Origin of the sequence: Gordonibacter faecis (assembly GCF_030077735.1) — a bacterium.
Lineage (GTDB): Bacteria > Actinomycetota > Coriobacteriia > Coriobacteriales > Eggerthellaceae > Gordonibacter > Gordonibacter faecis.
Genome location: NZ_JASJEU010000024.1, coordinates 1 through 18,938 on the forward strand (window position 1 = coordinate 1; position 18,938 = coordinate 18,938).

Here is an 18,938-nt window from a genome sequence, read left to right on the forward strand (position 1 = left end):
AAGGGCTCTGCCCTTGCCGCTCAGCATCAGCAAACCTGCAGGTCAAACGTAGTTGTCGGCAAGGGCAGAGCCCTTGCACTACGGCCAACCTGACAGGTGGGGGGCTTTTGTTACAGCCCCGTTCGCGCGAAGCGCGAAAACGCAGGTCACAGTTGGGTTCTCCGCCTGCGGCGGAGAGGGCGCTTCGTGAAGCGCCTCTACGAAGGTTACCTTTTTAGTTAGGTTTATCGTACGTGAACGAGCCCTCGTCATAGTGATAGGGAGGGCAGTCATCTTGTGGCGCAATAGACAGCGCACTAGCGCGTCACACTTTTATGAAGCGGGGCAAGGCTTTAGGCGAGCAGGCTCTTTCCTGTCATGGCCTCGGGGGGGTTGAGGCCTATGAGTTCTAATAGCGTGGGGGCTATGTCGCAAAGGGCTCCTTGGGTGTTGGCCAGCGTGCGGCCGGTGTTTGCATAATCGGCGAGGACGAAGGGCACAAGCGCGGTTGTGTGGGCCGTGAAGGGCGAGCCGTCCTCGGCGAGCATCTTGTCGGCGTTGCCGTGATCAGCGGTGATAAGCGCCACACCACCTTTGCGTTCAAGCGCAGCCAGCACCTGCCCCACGCCTGCGTCCACCGCTTCGACCGCAGCGACCGCGGCCGGAATAACGCCCGTGTGACCCACCATGTCGCAGTTCGCGAAGTTCACGAGGTAAACGTCGGCCTCGTCCGCGTCGATGGCGGCGGCAAGCGTCGCGGCCACATCCGGCTCGCTCATCTCGGGCTGCAGATCGTAGGTGGCCACCTTCGGGCTGGGAATGAGGGAGCGTTCCTCCCCCGCCTTCGGCTCCTCGCGACCACCGTTTAAGAAGAACGTCACGTGGGCGTACTTCTCGGTCTCGGCGATGTGGTACTGGCGCAGGTTCGCCTCGGCCAGCACGTCAGCCAGTACTTCGTCCGGGAATTCCTTGGCGAAGGCCACCGGCGCGGGAATCTCCGGGTCATACTCGGTCAGACACACGAAATTGACCTGCGGGTATACCCCGCGGTCGAAGCCTTCGAACGCAGGATCCACCAGCGCGCGCGTGAGTTCGCGAGCACGGTCGGGACGGAAGTTGAAGAACACCACGGCGTCACCTTCGCGCACACCACGCACCGTGAGCGCCACCGGTTCCACGAATTCATCAGTGACCTCGGCGGTATACGAGGCGGCCATGACCTCGGCGGGCGTCGCGTCCGTGCACGGTTCGGCGCGCACGATGGCCTGCCATGCGCGCTCGACGCGCTCCCAGCGGTTGTCGCGATCCATGGCGTAGTAGCGCCCGGAAATGCTGCCTATTTCAGCGGTGCAGGTGTCATCAGTCAACTCAGCAGCCACAGCAGCCAGTTCGTCGATATAGCCCGCGCCGCTTTTCGGCGGCACGTCGCGGCCGTCCATGAAGCAGTGCACGACGATGTGCGCCATGCCTGCCGCCTTTGCTGCACGCATGAGCGCGTAAAGATGCTCATTGGAGGAATGCACTCCGCCGTCTGATACAAGGCCCATGAGATGCAAGGCCGCACCCGGCTCGCGCGTCGCAGCAAACGCGCTGTTCAACACGGGGTTCGCCGCCAGCGAACCGTCGGCGCACGCACGATTGATGCGCGTGAGTTCCTGATACACCACGCGTCCCGCGCCGATGTTGAGGTGCCCCACCTCAGAGTTGCCCATCTGGCCCTCGGGCAAGCCCACGGCCTCCCCCGACGCCTCAAGCTTCGTCCACGAACACGTGGCGAAAAGCTCGTCCAGATGGGGCGTGTGTGCCTGAGAGATGGCGTTGCCCGGGCCAGCCTCCGCCAAGCCGAACCCATCCATAATAATGAGACACGCGGGAAGCGTGAGGTTGGCGGCTTGCGCCGCACGGGATTCTTCGACTGCGCTCACTTCGTTCGCTCCGCTCAGAATGACAGACGAGGGCAGCTCGCACTGCCCTCGTTCACGATGACTAGGACTACGTTACAGACATGCCTCGATGAGTTGGACGAAGGAGGCGGCTTTAAGGCTGGCACCGCCGATGAGGCCGCCGTCGATGTTCGGCTGCGCCAACAGGCCCTCCACGTTGCCCGGGTTCATGGAGCCGCCGTAGAGCACGCGCATCTCTTCGGCCGCATCTTCGCCGAATAGCTCGGACAGCGTCGCGCGGATGGCGGCGCACACGGCTTCGGCCTGCTCAGGCGTGGCGGTACGACCGGTGCCGATAGCCCAGATGGGCTCGTAGGCCACGACGCAGCGCTTGCCGTCAGCCGCATCCACACCCGCAAACGCGGCGCGCACTTGGGCGGTCACGTATTCTTCGGTGTTACCCTCATCGCGCACGGCGAGCGATTCGCCCACGCACACGATGGCGTAGAGGCCGGCTTCCACCAGGGCCTTCACCTTGCGGTTTACGTCCTCGTTCGTTTCGCCGAACAGCTCGCGGCGCTCGGAGTGGCCCACAATGGAGCACGCGCAGCCAATTTCCTTGATCATCGGCACCGAGATTTCGCCCGTGAACGCACCCGACGGCTCCCAGTACACGTTCTGCGCGCCGACGGCAATTTTCGTGCGGTCGAAGTCGAGCACCGTTTTGGCCGGCTTGAGGTCGACGAACGGCGGGCAGATGACGATATCAACATCCTCCGGCCATTCCTTTTCGTACTGGTTCGAAATCTCCTGCGTGAGCACCACCGCCTCACCAACAGTGTTATTCATCTTCCAGTTACCCGCCATCATAGGTTTGCGAGCCATATTTACCCTTTCCGCCGTTCTGCCGAACGGCGGAACGACTTGACGGCAAGGGTAGAACCCTTGCCCTACGGAATACCTGCCAGGAGGCCTCTTATTGCGGCCTCCTACGCCAACCTGCTACTTCAAAGCCTCTACACCCGGGAGGGCTTCGCCTTGGACTAGTTCCATGGAGGCGCCGCCGCCGGTGGATATGAAGGTCATGTGGTCGGCCAGGTTGAACTTGTTGACGGCCGCTACGCTGTCGCCGCCGCCGATGATGGTGTCCGCTTCGGCGTTCGCGGCCACGGCCTCGGCCACGGCCTTCGTGCCCGCCTCGAACGGCTGCATCTCGAACACGCCCATGGGGCCGTTCCAGAACACGGTGCCCGCCTCGGCCACAGCGTTGGCGTAGAGCTTCGCCGTCTCGGGGCCAATGTCGAGACCCATCATATCACCAGGGATATCATCAACCGAAACCGTGAGCGTTTCGGCATCTTCGGCAAAGCGGTCGGCGCACACCACGTCAACCGGCAGCAGCAGATTCACGCCGCGCTCCGTGGCCTTCGCCATCATTGCGGAGGCGCGCTCCACCCAGTCCTCTTCCTTGAGCGAGGTGCCCACGGCTTTGCCCTGCGCAAGCAAAAACGTGAAGCACATGCCGCCGCCGATGATGAGGGTGTCGCACTTGTCCATGAGCGCGTCGATGACCTTGATTTTGTCGGACACCTTCGAGCCGCCGAGAATGGCGACGAAGGGGCGCTTCGGGTTTTCAAGCATGCCTGTGAGCGTGCCCACCTCGCGCTGCATGAGATAGCCCGCGTACGCCGGCAAAAGCGCGGCCACGCCCGCCGTGGAGGCATGCGCACGGTGCGCGGTACCGAAGGCGTCGTTCACGTACACCTCGCCGAGCTGGGCCAACTCTTCGCAGAAGGCGGGGTCGTTCTTCTTCTCGCGCTTGTCGAAGCGCAGGTTCTCCACCACCAGCACGTCGCCATCGCGCAGTGAAGCGGCCTTCGCCTGGGCATCCGTGCCCACCGTGTCGGTGGCGAACACCACGGGCTTGTTGAGCAACTCCGAGAGTCGCTGCGCAGCCGGACGCAGCGTGAATGCTTCCTCGAAGCCCTCGCCCGCCGGACGGCCCAAATGGCTCATGAGGATGACGCGCGCGCCACCTTCCACCAGCTTCTCAATTGTCGGCAGCGCCGCCCGAATGCGCGTGTCGTCGGTGACCATGCCATCCTTCACCGGCACATTAAAGTCAACGCGCACCAGCACCCGCTTGCCCGCCGCGTCCAACTCATCAATAGTTTTGATGTCCGCCATATTCATCTCCTTGAGGTCACATGCAAGCCACCGTCCGTGCAGAACCCCGTAGATTGTCATCCTGAGCGGAGGCCGCAGGCCGGAGCCGAAGGATCCCATGCGGCGACAGCGCATCCGGCCTTCGGCTCGCGCGGGATCCTTCGACTCGCTGCGCTCGCTCAGGATGACACCTGTAAGCATTCGGACGAGTCAGCAAAGGAAAACGAGCCTGCCAAGGCAGGCTCGTTTCAACAAATACGCTTAGAGCAAAATCTTCACGAGATCCTTAACCCTGTTGGAATAGCCCCACTCGTTATCGTACCAGCTGATGCACTTCGCGAAGTTACCCTCGCCACCCATCACCATGGTGAGCTTGCCGTCGTAGATGGAGGAATGCGGGTTGTCCACGATGTCGATGGAGACAATCGGATCCTCGGTGTACTCAAGGATGCCGTTGAGCGGGCCTTCGGCCGCAGCCTTCATCGCGGCGTTGATCTCGTCGATGGTGACATCGCGCTCCAGCTCAACCGTGAGGTCAACCATCGAGCCGTCCGGCGTGGGAACGCGAGTAGCGAAGCCGTCCAGCTTGCCCTTGAGTTCCGGCAGCACGAGCGACACCGCGCGCGCGGCACCGGTGGTGGTGGGGATCATGGACATGGCAGCCGCGCGGGCGCGACGCAGGTCCTTGTGCGGCAGGTCGAGAATCTTCTGGTCGTTCGTGTAGGAGTGAATGGTGTTCATGTAGCCGCGCTTGATGCCGAAGTTGTCCAGCAGCACCTTCGCGAAGGGGGCCAGGCAGTTCGTCGTGCACGAGGCGTTGGAGATGATGTTGTGCTTCTCGGGATCGTACTGGTCGTCGTTCACGCCCATGACGATGGTGATGTCTTCGTTTTTGGCCGGCGCGGAGATGACAACCTTCTTGGCGCCCGCGTCGAGGTGCGCCTTGGCCTTCGTGCCGTCGGTGAAGAAGCCCGTGGACTCCACCACCACGTCAACGCCCAGTTCACCCCAGGGGAGGTTCGCGGGCTCGCGCTCGGAGAGGACCTTGACCGCATGGCCGTCGGCGATGAAGCCATCCTCGGTGACCTCGACCGTGTCGAAGGCGCGCCCGTGGACGGAATCGTACTTGAGCAGGTGGGCCATCGTCGGGATGTCGCCGAGGTCGTTAACCGCCACAACCTCGATGTCGGGATCGTTCACCATCGCGCGGAACGCCAGGCGGCCGATGCGACCGAATCCGTTAATGCCTACTTTGATTGCCATGCGTATCCCCTTTCGTAAAGATACTCTGTTGCAGTCTTTTGGGACGGTACTGATACTACACCGCGTGCGCGCCCGGCGGGGCGAGCGCGGGGTCATCCCATAATAAAAGCATGCCGAGCAGGGAATTTGCCAACTTAGTGCAACTGCCTCCCAGTGGACGCCACCAGGCGCGCCCGATTCACGCATGCGCACACATTGTACTCCGCAAAAGCGCGTTGCACGGTTTCAGACGGTCAACGATGAGGCGGGCGGCGGTTTTTCACAGGGGGAACGCTAGCTTTTGGCCTCTTTCGCCATCTGTTCGATACGGCGCACGCGGTGGTACACGGCGCTTTTTGACAGCGGCGGGTTGGCGCGCTCGCCGAGTTCCTTGAGCGTGGCATCCGGGTAGGTGACGCGCAGGCGGATGAACTCCTGCAGTGCGGGAGGCAGGTTCTCCATGCCGTGAGCCTCAAGCACCGTTCTGATGGCGAAGATCTGATCGACCGAGGCGCTGGCGCTTTTTGCCTGGTTCGCCACCTCGGCGTTTGTCATGCGGTTCACGTCGTTACGCACGCTTTTGATGACACGCTCGTTTTCCATGGCTAGCGCGCAGTGGTGCGCGCCTGCGAACGCGAGGAATTCCAGAATGGCGGCTCCGCTTTTGAGGTACACCATATAGGAGCTGCGCCGTTGCATGATGCGCGCGTTGATGCCTTTTTCCTCCATGAGCGCCACCAGGCCCTCGGCCAAGGGTTCGGACTCCACGGTAATTTCGAAGTGGAAGTCGCCACGCGGGTTGGCGATGAAGCCGCTGCCGAGAAACGCGCCGCGCAGATAGGCGGCCGTGCAGCACTGCTTATCCACGAGGTCGGGCTTGATGCCCAGCTCCAGGCCCTCTTCGGAGAGCACGCCCATGTCGCGCAGCGCCTCGGCCAAGGTGGGCTGCGCCGGCACCTCTATCAGATAGTTTGGCGTTTTGTGCAGCACGCTGCGGCGCACGGTGAGCTCGGTTTTCAGGTGGTAGAGCTCGTGGAGCAGCTTGATGATGAGGCGCGCCACACTGGGCACGTCGGTGGATACTTCCAGACGGTACGCGCCCTGGCCGCTGAGGAAGAGGGTGCCTTCGATGCGCACGAGCGCCGCCAGGGTTGCTTTTTCGCAGTGCGAGCATACGGGGGGCACGCGCGCGAGTTCGTCTTTTACTTCTGCCGTGAACGACATAGCTTCAACACCCCCCGGAATGCGTCGCGCAAGGCGCCCGGGTTGTGCCAGGTGGGCTGCGCAGGGTCCACCAAATCGCGCGCGATGACCACGGGGCCCTGCGCTTGGATGGCCTGGACGTCGCGGTAGGTGATGGCCACGGGGCGCACGCGGCCGCCGAGCACCGCGTCGTCCATGTCGGACGTGGAGCCGTGTTCAGGCTCGTCGCCGGCAAGCGCGCCGAACACGCCGGTGGCGGGGCTGTCGGGGCGCAGCGGCACGGTGGTGTGCACCAGCATGTAGTCCACGAGCCCATGCATGCCGTGATCCATGAGCGCTTCCACGTGTTCGCGCGCCGTAAGGCCCCAGGTCTCCCCCTGCATGTCGGCGAGCGAGCACACGAAAAGCGTGCTGGCCCGCGAGGCGCGCACCGCGTCCACTACGCCGGGAACCAGCAGGTTCGGAATGATGGAGGTGAAAAGCGAGCCGGGGCCAAGCACAATGAGGTCGGCTTCACGGATGGCCTTGAGCGCGGGTTCGTAGGGCGTGACCGGGCGGTCGGCGCTCAGACGCACGCGGTCGAGCGCCGTGCGCGAATGGCAGGCCACGGCTTGGCCTTCAATCTCGCGGCCATCGCGCGTGTGCGCCACCAGCGTGACGCGATCGAGCGTGGAGGGGTACACGCGTCCCTGGGCATCAAGCAGCTTCTCGCAGATAGCGATGGCCTCAGGGAATGACCCGGCCGCGTCTTCGAGCGCTGAGAGCATGAGGTTTCCAAGCGTGTGGTTGCCCGCGAAGGGGAACCGGTACTTGAAGGCGCGCACGAGCGGATCGTTCGGGTCGGCCGCCATGGCAGCCAAGCATTTGCGCACGTCACCGGGGGGCGTGACGTTTGCCTCCTCGCGCAGTACACCAGTGGAGCCGCCATCGTCGGCCATGGCCACCACGGCACTGGTTTCCAGTCCCATGGACAAAAGCGTGCGGATGGACACGGGCGCACCGGTGCCGCCGCCGATGACAACCGCGCGCACGTGCTCGCCAGGAGCCACCACGGCGGGCGCGGGATCGAGCGCCGCGAACGCAGCGGTAGCTGAGGGATCGTGGGTAAACGCAGGTGTTGTCATAGCGCGCCGCCCTCGGCGAGCGCGAGGTCGCGGTGCGCGATACTCACGCGGTAACCCTGCGCCTTCAGGTAGTCGGCCGTGGATTCCGCGAGCGCCACCGAGCGGTGTTGGCCGCCCGTGCACCCCACCGCAATGGCCAGCTGCTGCTTACCTTCGGCCACGTAACCAGGCATGACGCAGTCGAGTAGCCCGCGCCAGCGCTGTTCAAACTCTTCGGTTTCCGGGCGATACAGCACGAAATCGCGCACTGGTTTGTCGAGGCCCGTAAGCGGGCGCAGTTTCGGGTCGTAGTAGGGGTTTGGCAGAAAGCGCACGTCCATGACCAGGTCGGCGTCGAGCGGCGCGCCGTGCTTGAAACCAAACGAGTACACGGTGACCGAGAGTCCCGTGCGCTCTTCCCCCGGCGCGAACAGATCGCGGATGGTGGCGCGCAGCTGCGGCGGCAACATGTCGGTGGTGTCTACCACGTGATGGGCGCTTTCGCGCAGCTCGAAGAGCAGGTTGCGCTCGCGCTCGATGCCTTGGGCGATGGAGGCGCCGTCCGTACACAACGGGTGCCGGCGGCGGCTGGACTTGTAGCGCGCAACAAGCTTCTCATCTGCGGCATCGAGGAATAGAATGCGGTAGTCAATGCCCTGGGCCTTCAACTTCTTCAACTCATTCATGAGGTTCGCAAAGAAATCACGGTTGCGGGCGTCGCATACCACGGCAAGGCGGCGACGCTCGTCGGGCTGGCCGGGCATGCCCGTGAGTTCCAACAGGTTCGCAATGAGGCTGGCGGGCAGGTTGTCCACGCAGAAATAGCCCAAATCTTCGAAGGAGTGCATGGCCTCAGTGCGCCCTGCCCCGCTCATGCCGCTTACGATGACAAGTTCAGGCATGTGCGCCAAGTCGACGCGATCCGCTGCTTCTTCGCTCATGTCGTCCGTCCTTCCGTGGATATTCTACGCATCACCCTGCACGGCCCGCTCTACCGCTTCGTCAACAACGGCCGAGGTCACCGCCGCGGGGCCCTCACCCGCTGGCGGACAGACAGCCTCAGCAGCCGCGTCCGTCTCGCCGCCCACGACGCGTTCGTCGGTGCGTTCCTTATTATACTGCTGAAGGACGCAATACAGTTCTTCAGCTACTTCTTCAGGCACGACGCGCGCGGCTTTGATCTCGTCGAGCGTGGCCGCCTTCAGGTTCCTGAACGATTTGAAGTGCTTGAGCAGCGCTTTTTTGCGCACCGGGCCCATGCCAACCACGTCGTCTAAGATGGAAGCCGTCATGCCCTTGCCGCGCAGTTCACGGTGATACGTGATGGCGAAGCGGTGCGCCTCGTCGCGCACCTGTTTCACCAGATAGAGCGAGGCCGAGCCGCTAGGCAGCACCACGGGGCCCGTATCCTGCCAGGGCACGAACAATTCCTCGTCGCGCTTGGCCAGGCCGCACATCGCAATGTCGTCGATACCCATTTCGTCGAACATGGCAAGCGCCGCGGAGAGCTGAGGCTTGCCGCCGTCAAGGATGATAAGGTCAGGCTTTGAGCCGAAGCGTTCGTCGGCCATACGCTCGGGCGCGTAGCGGCGGCTCATGACCTCTTGCATGGACAGGAAGTCGTTCGCTTCGTCGAGCGGCGTTTTTATCTTGAAGCGACGGTACTGGTTTTTGTCCGGCTTGCCGTTCGTGAACACCACCATGGAGGCCACCGTGTAGGAGCCGTGGATGGTGGAGATGTCGAAGCACTCGATGCGCATGGGTGGCGCGTCGAGTGCGAGCGCGCTTTCTAGCTGGAGCAACGCGTTGTTGATGCGCTTGTCGTCGTAGTTCGTGCGCACCTTGTAGCGCATGAGCGTGTGCTTCGCGTTCGTTTCGGCCATGCCCACCAGTTCCGCCTTCTCGCCTTTTTGCGGGGCGGTGAAACGCACTTTCGCGCCGTGGGGACTTGCCAGCTTTTCAGTGAGCCACTCTTCCATGGCCTCCTTGTCCTCCGGCTCGTCGCGCAGGATGACCTCGTGCGGGATGGAGGTGGTGGCGTCGTAGTAGCGCAGGAGGAACATGTGCAAGAGGTCGTCGTCGGGGACGTCTTTGCCGCGGTCGAGCACGAATTCGTTCGAGTTGATGATGCGGCCTTCACGCACCATGAACACGTGCACGCCCGCCACCGTTTCCTCGCGGAAGAGGCCCACGACGTCGGCGTCGAGGTTGCGCGTGGACACGGCGTGCTGCTTGTCGGTGAGGCTGTTGATGGTGTCGATGCGCGCCTTGATGCGCGCGGCGCGTTCGAAGTCCAGCTCAGCGGCGGCATCCTGCATCTCGGTGGTAAGTTCCTCGATGAATTCGCGGTGCTGGCCGGAGAGGAAACGCTCGATGCGACGCACGTTGAGATCGTACTCTTCCGGCGTGATGCCGCCGCAGCACGCGCCGGGGCCGAGGCCTACATGCGCGTCGAAGCACGGGCGCGCGTCGCGGTCGAGCAGCGCAAGCGGGTCTTTGTCAAGACGGCGCTTCAGCTGCCGCCAATCGGCACACGACGTGGCGCAGAGCGGCACGACGCGCCGAGCAATGTCCACCATATCGCGCGCGGCACGGCTGTCGGTGTAGGGGCCGAAGTACTTGGTGTCGGCGCGGTGCTTCTCGCGCGTGTACTTGATGGCGGGAAACACGTCGCCTTTCGTGAGCGCGATGAACGGGTAGGACTTGTCATCCTTGAAGTCGGCGTTGAAGAACGGGGCGTGCTGGTTGATGAGGTTCTTTTCGAGCACGAGCGACTCGTGCTCGTTTTCTACGACGATGTAGTCGAAGCTGTCAATTTGATCCACCAGCAGGGGGATCTTCGCGCGTTCGTCCTGGAAGTTCACGTACTGACGCATACGGGCGCGCAGCTGTTTTGCCTTGCCCACGTAGATGACCTGGCCAGACTTGTCCTTCCAGAGGTACACACCGGGCAGCGTGGGAACGGCGTTCAGTTCCTGCTTGATGCGTTCCAACTTAGCGCGTTGGCTTTCGGCAGGAGCCGCTTCCGCGTTGTAGGAGCGCACGGCATCTTCCAGCGCCGGGCGGCGGCGTCCCTCGCGCTCCAAGCGTGCGGCGGCATCAGCAGCGTCGGCGGTGTTGGCCGCGTCAGCTTCTCCAGGCTCTGCGACCTCTTCCTCGTCCCAGCGCTCAACACCGCCCGCGTCACCGTCGGAGAAAGAATCATCATTGGTATGTTCAAAAAGTTCGTCCATAGGCGCAGTATAGCAAACCGCACAAGCGTTCCCGTAACGTCAAACCCCCTCCACGCGGTCACCAGAACCGCTGGCTGGAACGAGGATTAACGGCGGTTTAGCGCGTGCGAAGGGTCGACGTTGCGGAGGAGGGTTGGGTTGTCGTAGAGGGGGTGGACTATGAGGTCGCGGGAGCGCAGTTCGTGATGGGTGCCGGTCAGGAGGTTTTCGAAGAAGCGGTGGAGGAAGCTGGGGTCGGGCATGACGCCGGCTTTTGCGTTGCGGTAGTTTGCGCGTACGAGCGCGTCGCGGAAGTAGCGCGCGTGCTGCTCGAAGGGTTCGTTGTCTATGTCGAAGCCGAGAAAGCGCAGGTAGAGCACTGCAAACACGGCCACGGTACGCGTGTTTCCCTCCACAAAGGGGTGCACCTGCCACAGCCGTGAGACAAAGCGCGCGAAGTGAGCAAGCTGCTCGCCCTCGAACGTGATGTCATACACGTAAGCCGCTTCCTCATCAAAGGCAAATTCGAGCGAGTGCGCGACGAGGGACGGATCAGCGTACACCACGCTGTCCCCGTTGAGGATGAATTCGCGCTTTTGAAGCGCCTCCGTTTTGAACTCACCGGGGTGGTAGAGTTCCGAATCGAGGTCTTGAAACAGCGAACGGTGCACTTCGGGAAGCATCTCAGGCATGAGCGAGAACGCGCCACGCGAAAGCAGTTCAACAATGCGCTGACTTACCAGGTCAGCTTCACGGGTGTCGGCCTCACAGGTACCTGCCTCCCCCTCGTCAGGAAACTCGGAGGATTTACGCTGTTCGTAATACGCCCGGATGAGACTGCCTGTTTCCGCAAGGTCGCGCTTCCCCGCAACGTGCGCGTCTGCCAGTGTGCGCAGGTAGCCAGACGGCTCGAGCCCATCCACCTGCTGCAAGCCCATCGCCACATTCCAGTATCCTCGGCGCACCGAGGCATCGCCCGTCTCATGCACCGGCTCATAAGGAAAATCCTGCGGACAATCGGCCGTCATACACAACCCTTCCGAAACAACATTGCCGCCAGTATAACAAACCCCAAGCCACCCAAACAAATGTTTCACATGAAACACCGGAAGCACGCCTGCCAAGCGGCAACAACAAAAGAGAGGCCACGCTTGAGCGACCTCCCTCCTACATGCGAAACAACGCAGACACTTACCTATTTATAGTAGGGTTACCCAGCTACCTCAATTGTCCAGGTGAGTTTCGTGAGCGATGTGATGTCCTCGCCTGGTTGATAATCCAACTGCGCGCCATTCAGGTTCAGTCCGATGGAGCCATCCAACACACTCGGCTTCCCTGACGAGGCAGCGGCTAAGGTGACGATATACTCATCACTGCCGTTTTCTATCGGAAGGGTCATCGTTTTATTCCCTAACTTAATATCAAGGCTCACCTTCGCGGAATCGCCCTCCACGGGGAACAGCACCGCAGCCCCATTGGCCTTCTGGCTTGAGACTTGCGAAACACGCAGCTTCTGCGGCGTGTTCGAAACTATATCAAACTCACCGGGCGTCACCTTACCGGACGAATCAACCTCCACCTTTGCCGAAAGCGGTACGTCCAAATCTACCTGCAAGGTAAACACGCCATACAGAGTGGTTGGCTGCTCAATAATACCCGTTTCAAAATTAAACATTTCCTGAAACGTCTCGTCGGTATACCAACCGCCGAAGGAATAGCCGAACTTATCGGGCACGCCAGGATCTATCACCTTCTTCTCACTCGTGGAGAGCAAACTGGCATAGTCGGTCCATCCTTGCTCGCCCGCAAGCTTGGTCTTAAGCGAAACGATATTTACACCTTCAGGCAAATCGGCAGGATCCGTCACCAGCGTACGGTATTGCGAATCCCAATATGTTTGATCGAGAATATGCGACGGATCCCCCGCATAATATGTGGTCACGCTATAAGAAAGTGGCTGATTTGTTACCGGGTCGGAGCATACGAAGGCGCTATCAAGACCAGCTTTCGCTTCGTCGGAAATCGCCGTCAGATCAATGCTGGCTGGAAGAACCATCAGTTCATTGCACTGCGTGAACATATCCACAATATTCGTCAGGCTCGATGGGATCGTAAATCCATTGGGGAGGTACTTTAGGCTGTTGCAGCAATAGAAAGCAGCTTGTGCGTTCAGGCAGTTTGGCGGAATTCTAAACCCAACGGGCAATGCTTCCAGCGAGCGGCACTCGTAAAACATCGACGCTATGTCCATAACGTTTGGAGGAATATTGAAACCCGCCGGCAGCGACTTGAAGTTCGGACACACATGCAACAACCCTGAGACATCCGTCACACTATCAGGCAGGGTAAAGCCCGCTGGAAGTGTTGTGAGACTCGCCATATTGTCAAACATATAAGAAACGCATTCGACACCATCCATTACCTTGAGCTGCGACGGCAAGGCTGCGATTGATTCACAGTGCGAAAACATTTTCAACGCCGTCTTCGCTGTGCCAGGAATCACAAGATTGGTGGGAAGATCCGTAAGATTAATACAGTTGGCGAACAGGCTTTCCACGCTGTTCACGCCCTCAGGAATGAACATCCCCGTTGCATCAACAAGCGAACTCATACCGGCGAACCAAAACGCCATGCTGGTGGCGCGCACCGACGCATCCATCTGAACGCGTTTCACTCTGTCACGCAGCGTGCCCCAGTGCTCCATGGGCAAGACGTTCATCACGTCGTTATTCCACGTCCATCCAAAGTCGTCGATCACCGCTCCTTCGGTGCAGTGGATCTTCAGCGTACCATCGTCGGTGAGTTCCCAGGAGGCATCGTGGTTGCCAGCAGTTCCGGTGGTGGGTAGCAGGCCGGAGGCCTTTTGGTACAACCCATATAACGTTGTATTCGCAGTAATCGGTTGCGAGAAGTCAAACTTCACATCACCCTTCTCGCTGGTAAACCAACCGAGGAAAACAAACCCTTGGCGTTCGGGCGCAACGGGTTCCGCCATCGCTGCATTGGCAGCAACAGGAAGCGTTTTCCATTCCTGGAAAGCGCCAGACTCTTGGGACACCATAAGCGTAACTGCAAACTCTCCCGAAAGAGACGTAACAAGTTCGCGAGACTGGCTGCTCCAGAACGCTGCATCCATCATGTCGCTTGGATTACCCGCATAATAGGTTTTCACAGGAGAACTTGGTTTAGCCTGGTCGTAGAACGAGAACATAGTGTTAGCCTTTTGAAGCGCTTCAGCACTCAACGAATTAAGCTTCATGCTTGCCGGCAGCGACCGCAACCTACCGCAATCAAAGAACATGTTCGTTACCTTCTTCAGAGAAGCAGGTATGCAGAAACCGGTCGGAAGCGCATCCAGTGCGTGACACGAAAAGAAGAGGAACGAGAGATTTTCCACCTTGGTGCATGTCGTCAGGTTGAAGCTGGTCGGAACCGCCTTCAGCGAGCCACATTCCGCAAACATACCTTCGCCGTTAATAAGATCACGCGGCGCGCTGAAGCCTTCAGGTATGGAAGTCAATCCCGTCCGAGCAAAGACGTACGCTGCACTATTCACGCCATCAGGAAGCGAAAATCCTGCCGGCAAGCTGCTCAGCTTATTGCAATAGTTGAAGGCGTGGTCCACCGCAGTCACGGTATCCGGAATGATAAAGGGCTCGGGAAGTTTTTCAAGCAGCGAGCACGAGACAAACAGGTTCCCCAGGCTGGTGACCCCGGTCGTAGGCACGAAGAAGCGAGAGGCATCGGTAAGCTGTGGCATGTGCGCAAACCAAAAGTCCATGCTTTCTGCCACGCCAACCGTCGGCGCCATTGCAATTCGTTTCACATCGCCGCGGTGCGGCCCCCAATACTGAAGATTATACTGGGCGTCAGGCGCTCCATTCTCCCACGTCCATCCGAAGTTAGCTATAACCCCATCGCCACATATCGAGAGCGTTCCGTCGACCGCAATGTGCCACCACGCCTCACCGGTGTCAGGCTGAACCGGCAACGCACCTTCCACCGTACCGCGACCACCATGCGTGAGCCACGTGCCGTAGAGCGTCTTGCTTTCGGTCAGCGGCTTCGAGAAATCAAACGGCTGCGTGCACTCTTCGTCAATACACCAACCACTGAAGATGTAGCCGTCAAGCACAGGGTCATCAGGTTTGACAATTTCTCCAGCTTCATTTGACCAGATCACTGAAAGGGTTTCCCACGGGAATCCCAATGCTTCATCCGAGGACTGCACCTTAAACGTAACTTGCCAGATACCACCGTCTTCCATACCTGAAGCATCGGTAACCAGCGTACGTTCCTGACCCTCCCAATCAAAATTCAAAATGTGAGGATTCGTACCCTGGTACAGCGTTTTGAGACGCGCCGTATCTCCTTCCCTCATTGCTTGAAATGGCTCAGCCGAAGACAGAGCAGCCTCAAAGGGAAAATCAAAATCCTCGCTCAAACTCACAAGACTTTGGCATCCCTTAAACATGTAGTCCATAGCGGTAACACTTTGAGGAACTATAAATCCCTCAGGAAGCCTTGACAGCGAAGAACATCCCTCAAAGAGCGAAGTGCAATTGGTAGATAGCGGTCCTATAAAATCATTGGGAAGACGCAAAGTAGCTAGGTTGGAGCAGTTCCTAAAAACGTTCCTCATATTCGTAACTCCAGAAGTGTCGAAGCTACGTAGGTCAATTGATGTAAGACTTGCGCATCCTTCAAACATGCTGAACATCGACGTCAAAGACGTTGTAACAAAATGCGAGAGATCGACGCTCTGCAAACTTGCACACCCGTTGAACATCTTGTGCGTGAATTGTACCGACGACGTATTGAAATTTGATATATTCAGTTCGTGAAGGCTTGAGCAGCCATTGAATAAGCTGCCCATATTTATCACCAGCGGTGTAGTGAAATGCGAAATATCAAGAGAAACAAGACTTGAGCAATCTTGGAACATCGCATAGATGCTAGTCGTACTATCGGTACTGAAATTCGACACATCGATAGAGGTTAATTTTGAACAGCCATCAAACGTCCAATACATGTCTTCTACACGCGAGGTGTTTAAGCCAGACACGTCAATGGATTCCAAATTGGAGCATTTGCTAAAGATATAGCCCATGTACTGAAGATTCGGTGTGTTAAACGAAGAAAGATCGAGCCTTTTGAGGCTTGAGCATCCAAGGAACATGCCATACATACTGGTTACATTCCTCGTATCAAACCCCGACACGTCAATCTCTTTTAAGCTTGAGCAGCCGTTAAACATATTGCTCATGAGCTGGACATTCGACGTATTCAAGCGAGACAAATCAAGTTCGGTCAGACTTGAACAACCAAGGAACATACTTGCCATAGACGTTGCTCCGGCGGTCGACGTCTCGGGAAGTATCAGCGTTTGCAAGTTGGAGCATCCGTAGAAAAGACCTCCTATGTTGGCAACAGACGAGATGTCAAGACTCGACAGATCAAGTGAAGTCAAACTTGAGCAGTTGTAGAACATGCCATAAACGCTGCTGGCATTCGTGCACTTAAAATGAGAAACATCGACCGACTTCAGGCTTGCGCAATCGTAAAACATGTCGAACATGAGGTCTACGTTTGAGACATCGAAGTTAGATACGTCGATCGATTCAAGGCTAGAACAACCGCGAAAGAGGTTATACATATCTTTTACATTTGAGGTATCGAACGAGGAAACATTAAGATAGGTAAGGCCTGATGCTCCGTAAAACATCTGGGCAATGTCCTCTGCTTTTGAAGTGTTGAATGTTCTCAGATCGAGTGACTTAAGAGCGGAGCAATCGCGAAACATGTTAAACATAATTGTGACATCTGAGGTGTCGAAGCCAGAAACATCCGCTGTTTCCATGTTCACGCAACCCCAAAATAGGCGAGAAGAATCTGGTGCCCCCTTCACACCTTCCTCAATCCGCAACGATTTAATTAAATCACGCTGGGTGTACCAGGGGATATTTTTTTCAGACTTATCGACACTACCCAGCACGCCATCAGTCCCCAACTTCGGGGAGATGGTCAGACAGCCTTGTTCGTCAATTACCCACGTACAGTTACCCCATTCGCCTTCTTTCGGATCCGAAGTGTCAGTGGGTTGTCCATCGGTAGCAAGAGGCATCACATGGCTCAACTGGGCAATACCGGTTTCGGAGTTGGATGAATTGGGCTTTTCTGTTCCAGCGTTTGTATCCGGGAAGTTGTATGTTTCGGATGCAGCGGAGACTTCTATGGTGCGGGTGGCACGGGCGAGTTCTTTGTTGTTGAGAGTGAGGGTAGCGGTGACTTCGGAGGTTCCGGGGGCTTTGGCGGTGGCGGTGCCGTCAGGGGCGACCGAGATTGGTTTGGCGGCGTAGGAGAAGGAGAGTTTACAAGCTTCGGGGACCTCGGCGAGGGCGTTTTCAAAGAGGTTGGCTTGTTGGTCTACCTCGAGGGTGAGGGGTTCTTGGGGGAGAGTGAGGCCGTAGGGGTTGAAGTGGTTGTTGTTCGCGATGAGGCCCAGGTTCCAGGGATAAGTGTTGTCTGCGTTGTAGGGGCAGTAGAGGGAGAGGTTGGCACAGCCTGCGAGGGTGTCGTCGGCTACTTGTGGTGTGCCGAGGGCGACGATGCGAGTCAGGGACTCACAGGAGGCGAAGGCGCGGGAGTTGATTGATTGCACGCTGGAGGGGAGCCAGATGTCTGCGAGGCTCGTGGCTTCGAAGGCGCGCTCGCCTAGTTCGCGGAGGGTGTCGGGGAGTTGGATGCTTGTGAGGTTGGCGCAGCCAGCGAAGGCGGCCCCGCCGATGGAGGTCACGGTGGCAGGGAGGGTTACGCTGGTCAGCGTGCCGCGGTTCGCGAAGGCGTTAGCGGCAATGGTGCTCACACGGTACGACACGCCATTGATCTCGGCGGATGCGGGGATTTCGAGGGTGGCGGCGGGGCCTTCTACACCTTCCCAGGTGACTGAGAGGGTGTAGTCATCAAGCAGCGTAAACACGAAGTCGCTGGCATCTTCGGCCTCAGCTTCTGGGCGCGTTGTTGCACCGGGCTCCGCAGGCTCGGCGAAGTGTTGGAAGCCGGCCGCTTCCCAGACAGCCTTGCGTACGTCGTAGTCCTCCCCTGCGGGAAGCGCGACAACAGCGGTGGCTTTGACATCATCAACAAAGGCAGTCGAGTCGATCTCAAGCACATTCCCGAGTGCGGTGATCGAGGTGAGGTTTTTGCAGCCGGCAAGCGCGTACTCGCCGATGGTTTCTGTCTCAGTGGGAAGCACGACAGCAGTTCCTACCTTCGGCGGGCAGACAACCAAGGTCTTGAGGTCTTTCGTGAAAAGCATCCCGTTGAGCGTTTTGAATTCGGCGCTGCCATCCCCGGCAGATAGTGAGGAGCTCAGACACCGGGAAAATGCCTGAGCGGGGACGTATGTTGTTTGGCCGGGGATGGTGGCAGCGCCCTCCTTGCCCTCGGGAATGAGCAGGAGATGAGAGTAGTCTTTGGTAAAGAGCATGCCGTCAGAAGCCGAGAAGGCCTCGTTTTTGCTGCTGACAGTAATTGATTTGAGAGAAGAGCAGCCCGCAACTGCGTCGGAGTCTACCTCGCGCAGGGTGGCAGGAAGTGAGATTGAGGTGAGTTCCGGACACTTCGCGAAAGCTTCTTTCGCGATGGAAGTTACCTCGTAGGTGGTTGACCCGCTGGTTACCGATGCCGGAATCGAAAGGTCACCCTTGGGCAGTGTCACGGCAGTGCCAACCAGCTTAGCGGTGTTGGCTGTGGTTTCGATTTCGAAGACAAGGCCATCAGCCACAATTGAGGCAATGGATTCGGATGCACCTTCAGGCAGCGGAACGGTGCCTGCTACCTGGCCGGACACACCAGTAGAACCCGCGTCCTGCACGGGCGAGTTTTCGTTTTGATTGTCGTTGGAAGAAAGTTGGTCGAGTGGGACCTGTTGGGAGAACTGCGAAGCATCGCCGCTCACATTCGGAGATTCAGAAGCACCCTCCGCGCTTGTAGCGTCAGAGGATTCGGAGGCTATAGGCTCAGAAAGCCCCCCCCCCCCCGGAGGTTTTCGGATTCAGCAGTGTCTGCGAATGCAGGCAGAGTACCGGTCGCCAGAGCAAACGTAAGCGTTACCGCACACGCAGCCCTGCCGAGCCGCAAAGCTCGAC

The 18,938-nt window shown here is 59.0% G+C and carries 10 protein-coding genes; all 10 read right to left on the reverse strand.

The features are described 5' to 3' along the window. Positions 1-332: 332 nt before the first annotated feature. The 10 genes from gpmI to QNJ86_RS12060 all read right to left on the reverse strand — a co-directional run bounded on the left by gpmI (position 333) and on the right by QNJ86_RS12060 (position 18,748). Positions 333-1,904, reverse strand: coding sequence for a 2,3-bisphosphoglycerate-independent phosphoglycerate mutase (gpmI, locus tag QNJ86_RS12015; RefSeq protein ID WP_283832877.1), 1,572 nt, complete (start codon positions 1,902-1,904; stop codon positions 333-335). Positions 1,905-1,976: 72 nt separating this feature from the next. Beyond that, positions 1,977-2,747, reverse strand: coding sequence for a triose-phosphate isomerase (gene tpiA, locus QNJ86_RS12020; protein WP_283832878.1), 771 nt, complete (start codon positions 2,745-2,747; stop codon positions 1,977-1,979). Between the two features lie 117 nt (positions 2,748-2,864). Then, a complete protein-coding gene (locus QNJ86_RS12025; protein ID WP_283832879.1) occupies positions 2,865-4,049 on the reverse strand; it encodes a phosphoglycerate kinase in 1,185 nt (394 codons plus the stop codon). 240 nt (positions 4,050-4,289) lie between these two features. Further along, complete coding sequence (gene gap, locus QNJ86_RS12030) at positions 4,290-5,291, reverse strand: type I glyceraldehyde-3-phosphate dehydrogenase (RefSeq protein WP_283832880.1); 1,002 nt, start codon at positions 5,289-5,291, stop codon at positions 4,290-4,292. A gap of 273 nt (positions 5,292-5,564) precedes the next feature. Continuing rightward, positions 5,565-6,494 (reverse strand): DNA-binding protein WhiA, encoded by a 930-nt coding sequence (whiA, locus tag QNJ86_RS12035; RefSeq protein WP_283832881.1) that lies wholly within the window; start codon positions 6,492-6,494, stop codon positions 5,565-5,567. Further along, the gene (locus QNJ86_RS12040) at positions 6,473-7,597 is read right to left on the reverse strand and encodes a gluconeogenesis factor YvcK family protein (protein WP_283832882.1); all 1,125 of its coding nucleotides are present in this window, start codon (positions 7,595-7,597) and stop codon (positions 6,473-6,475) included. Before QNJ86_RS12040 ends, whiA begins: the two co-directional genes overlap by 22 nt. After that, entirely contained in the window at positions 7,594-8,517 is a 924-nt protein-coding gene (rapZ, locus tag QNJ86_RS12045) for an RNase adapter RapZ (RefSeq protein ID WP_283832883.1), read from the reverse strand. Before rapZ ends, QNJ86_RS12040 begins: the two co-directional genes overlap by 4 nt. Positions 8,518-8,541: 24 nt before the next feature. Beyond that, positions 8,542-10,809 carry an excinuclease ABC subunit UvrC gene (uvrC, locus tag QNJ86_RS12050; protein ID WP_283832884.1) on the reverse strand — a complete coding sequence of 756 codons (2,268 nt, stop codon included), beginning with the start codon at positions 10,807-10,809 and terminating at the stop codon, positions 8,542-8,544. Positions 10,810-10,895: 86 nt separating this feature from the next. Then, positions 10,896-11,816: a Fic family protein gene (locus QNJ86_RS12055; RefSeq protein WP_283832885.1), complete on the reverse strand. Its 921-nt coding sequence runs from the start codon at positions 11,814-11,816 to the stop codon at positions 10,896-10,898. 182 nt (positions 11,817-11,998) lie between these two features. After that, complete coding sequence (locus tag QNJ86_RS12060; RefSeq protein WP_283832886.1) at positions 11,999-18,748, reverse strand: BspA family leucine-rich repeat surface protein; 6,750 nt, start codon at positions 18,746-18,748, stop codon at positions 11,999-12,001. Positions 18,749-18,938: the final 190 nt, after the last annotated feature.

Bases quoted from the DNA above. Each gene is read 5' to 3' on its own strand.
- QNJ86_RS12025 (WP_283832879.1), bottom strand. From the start codon at position 4,049: ATGGCGGACATCAAAACTATTGATGAGTTGGACGCGGCGGGCAAGCGG.
- QNJ86_RS12040 (WP_283832882.1), bottom strand. From the start codon at position 7,597: ATGACAACACCTGCGTTTACCCACGATCCCTCAGCTACCGCTGCGTTC.
- gap (WP_283832880.1), bottom strand. From the start codon at position 5,291: ATGGCAATCAAAGTAGGCATTAACGGATTCGGTCGCATCGGCCGCCTG.
- tpiA (WP_283832878.1), bottom strand. From the start codon at position 2,747: ATGGCTCGCAAACCTATGATGGCGGGTAACTGGAAGATGAATAACACT.
- QNJ86_RS12055 (WP_283832885.1), bottom strand. From the start codon at position 11,816: ATGACGGCCGATTGTCCGCAGGATTTTCCTTATGAGCCGGTGCATGAG.
- uvrC (WP_283832884.1), bottom strand. From the start codon at position 10,809: ATGGACGAACTTTTTGAACATACCAATGATGATTCTTTCTCCGACGGT.
- whiA (WP_283832881.1), bottom strand. From the start codon at position 6,494: ATGTCGTTCACGGCAGAAGTAAAAGACGAACTCGCGCGCGTGCCCCCC.
- rapZ (WP_283832883.1), bottom strand. From the start codon at position 8,517: ATGAGCGAAGAAGCAGCGGATCGCGTCGACTTGGCGCACATGCCTGAA.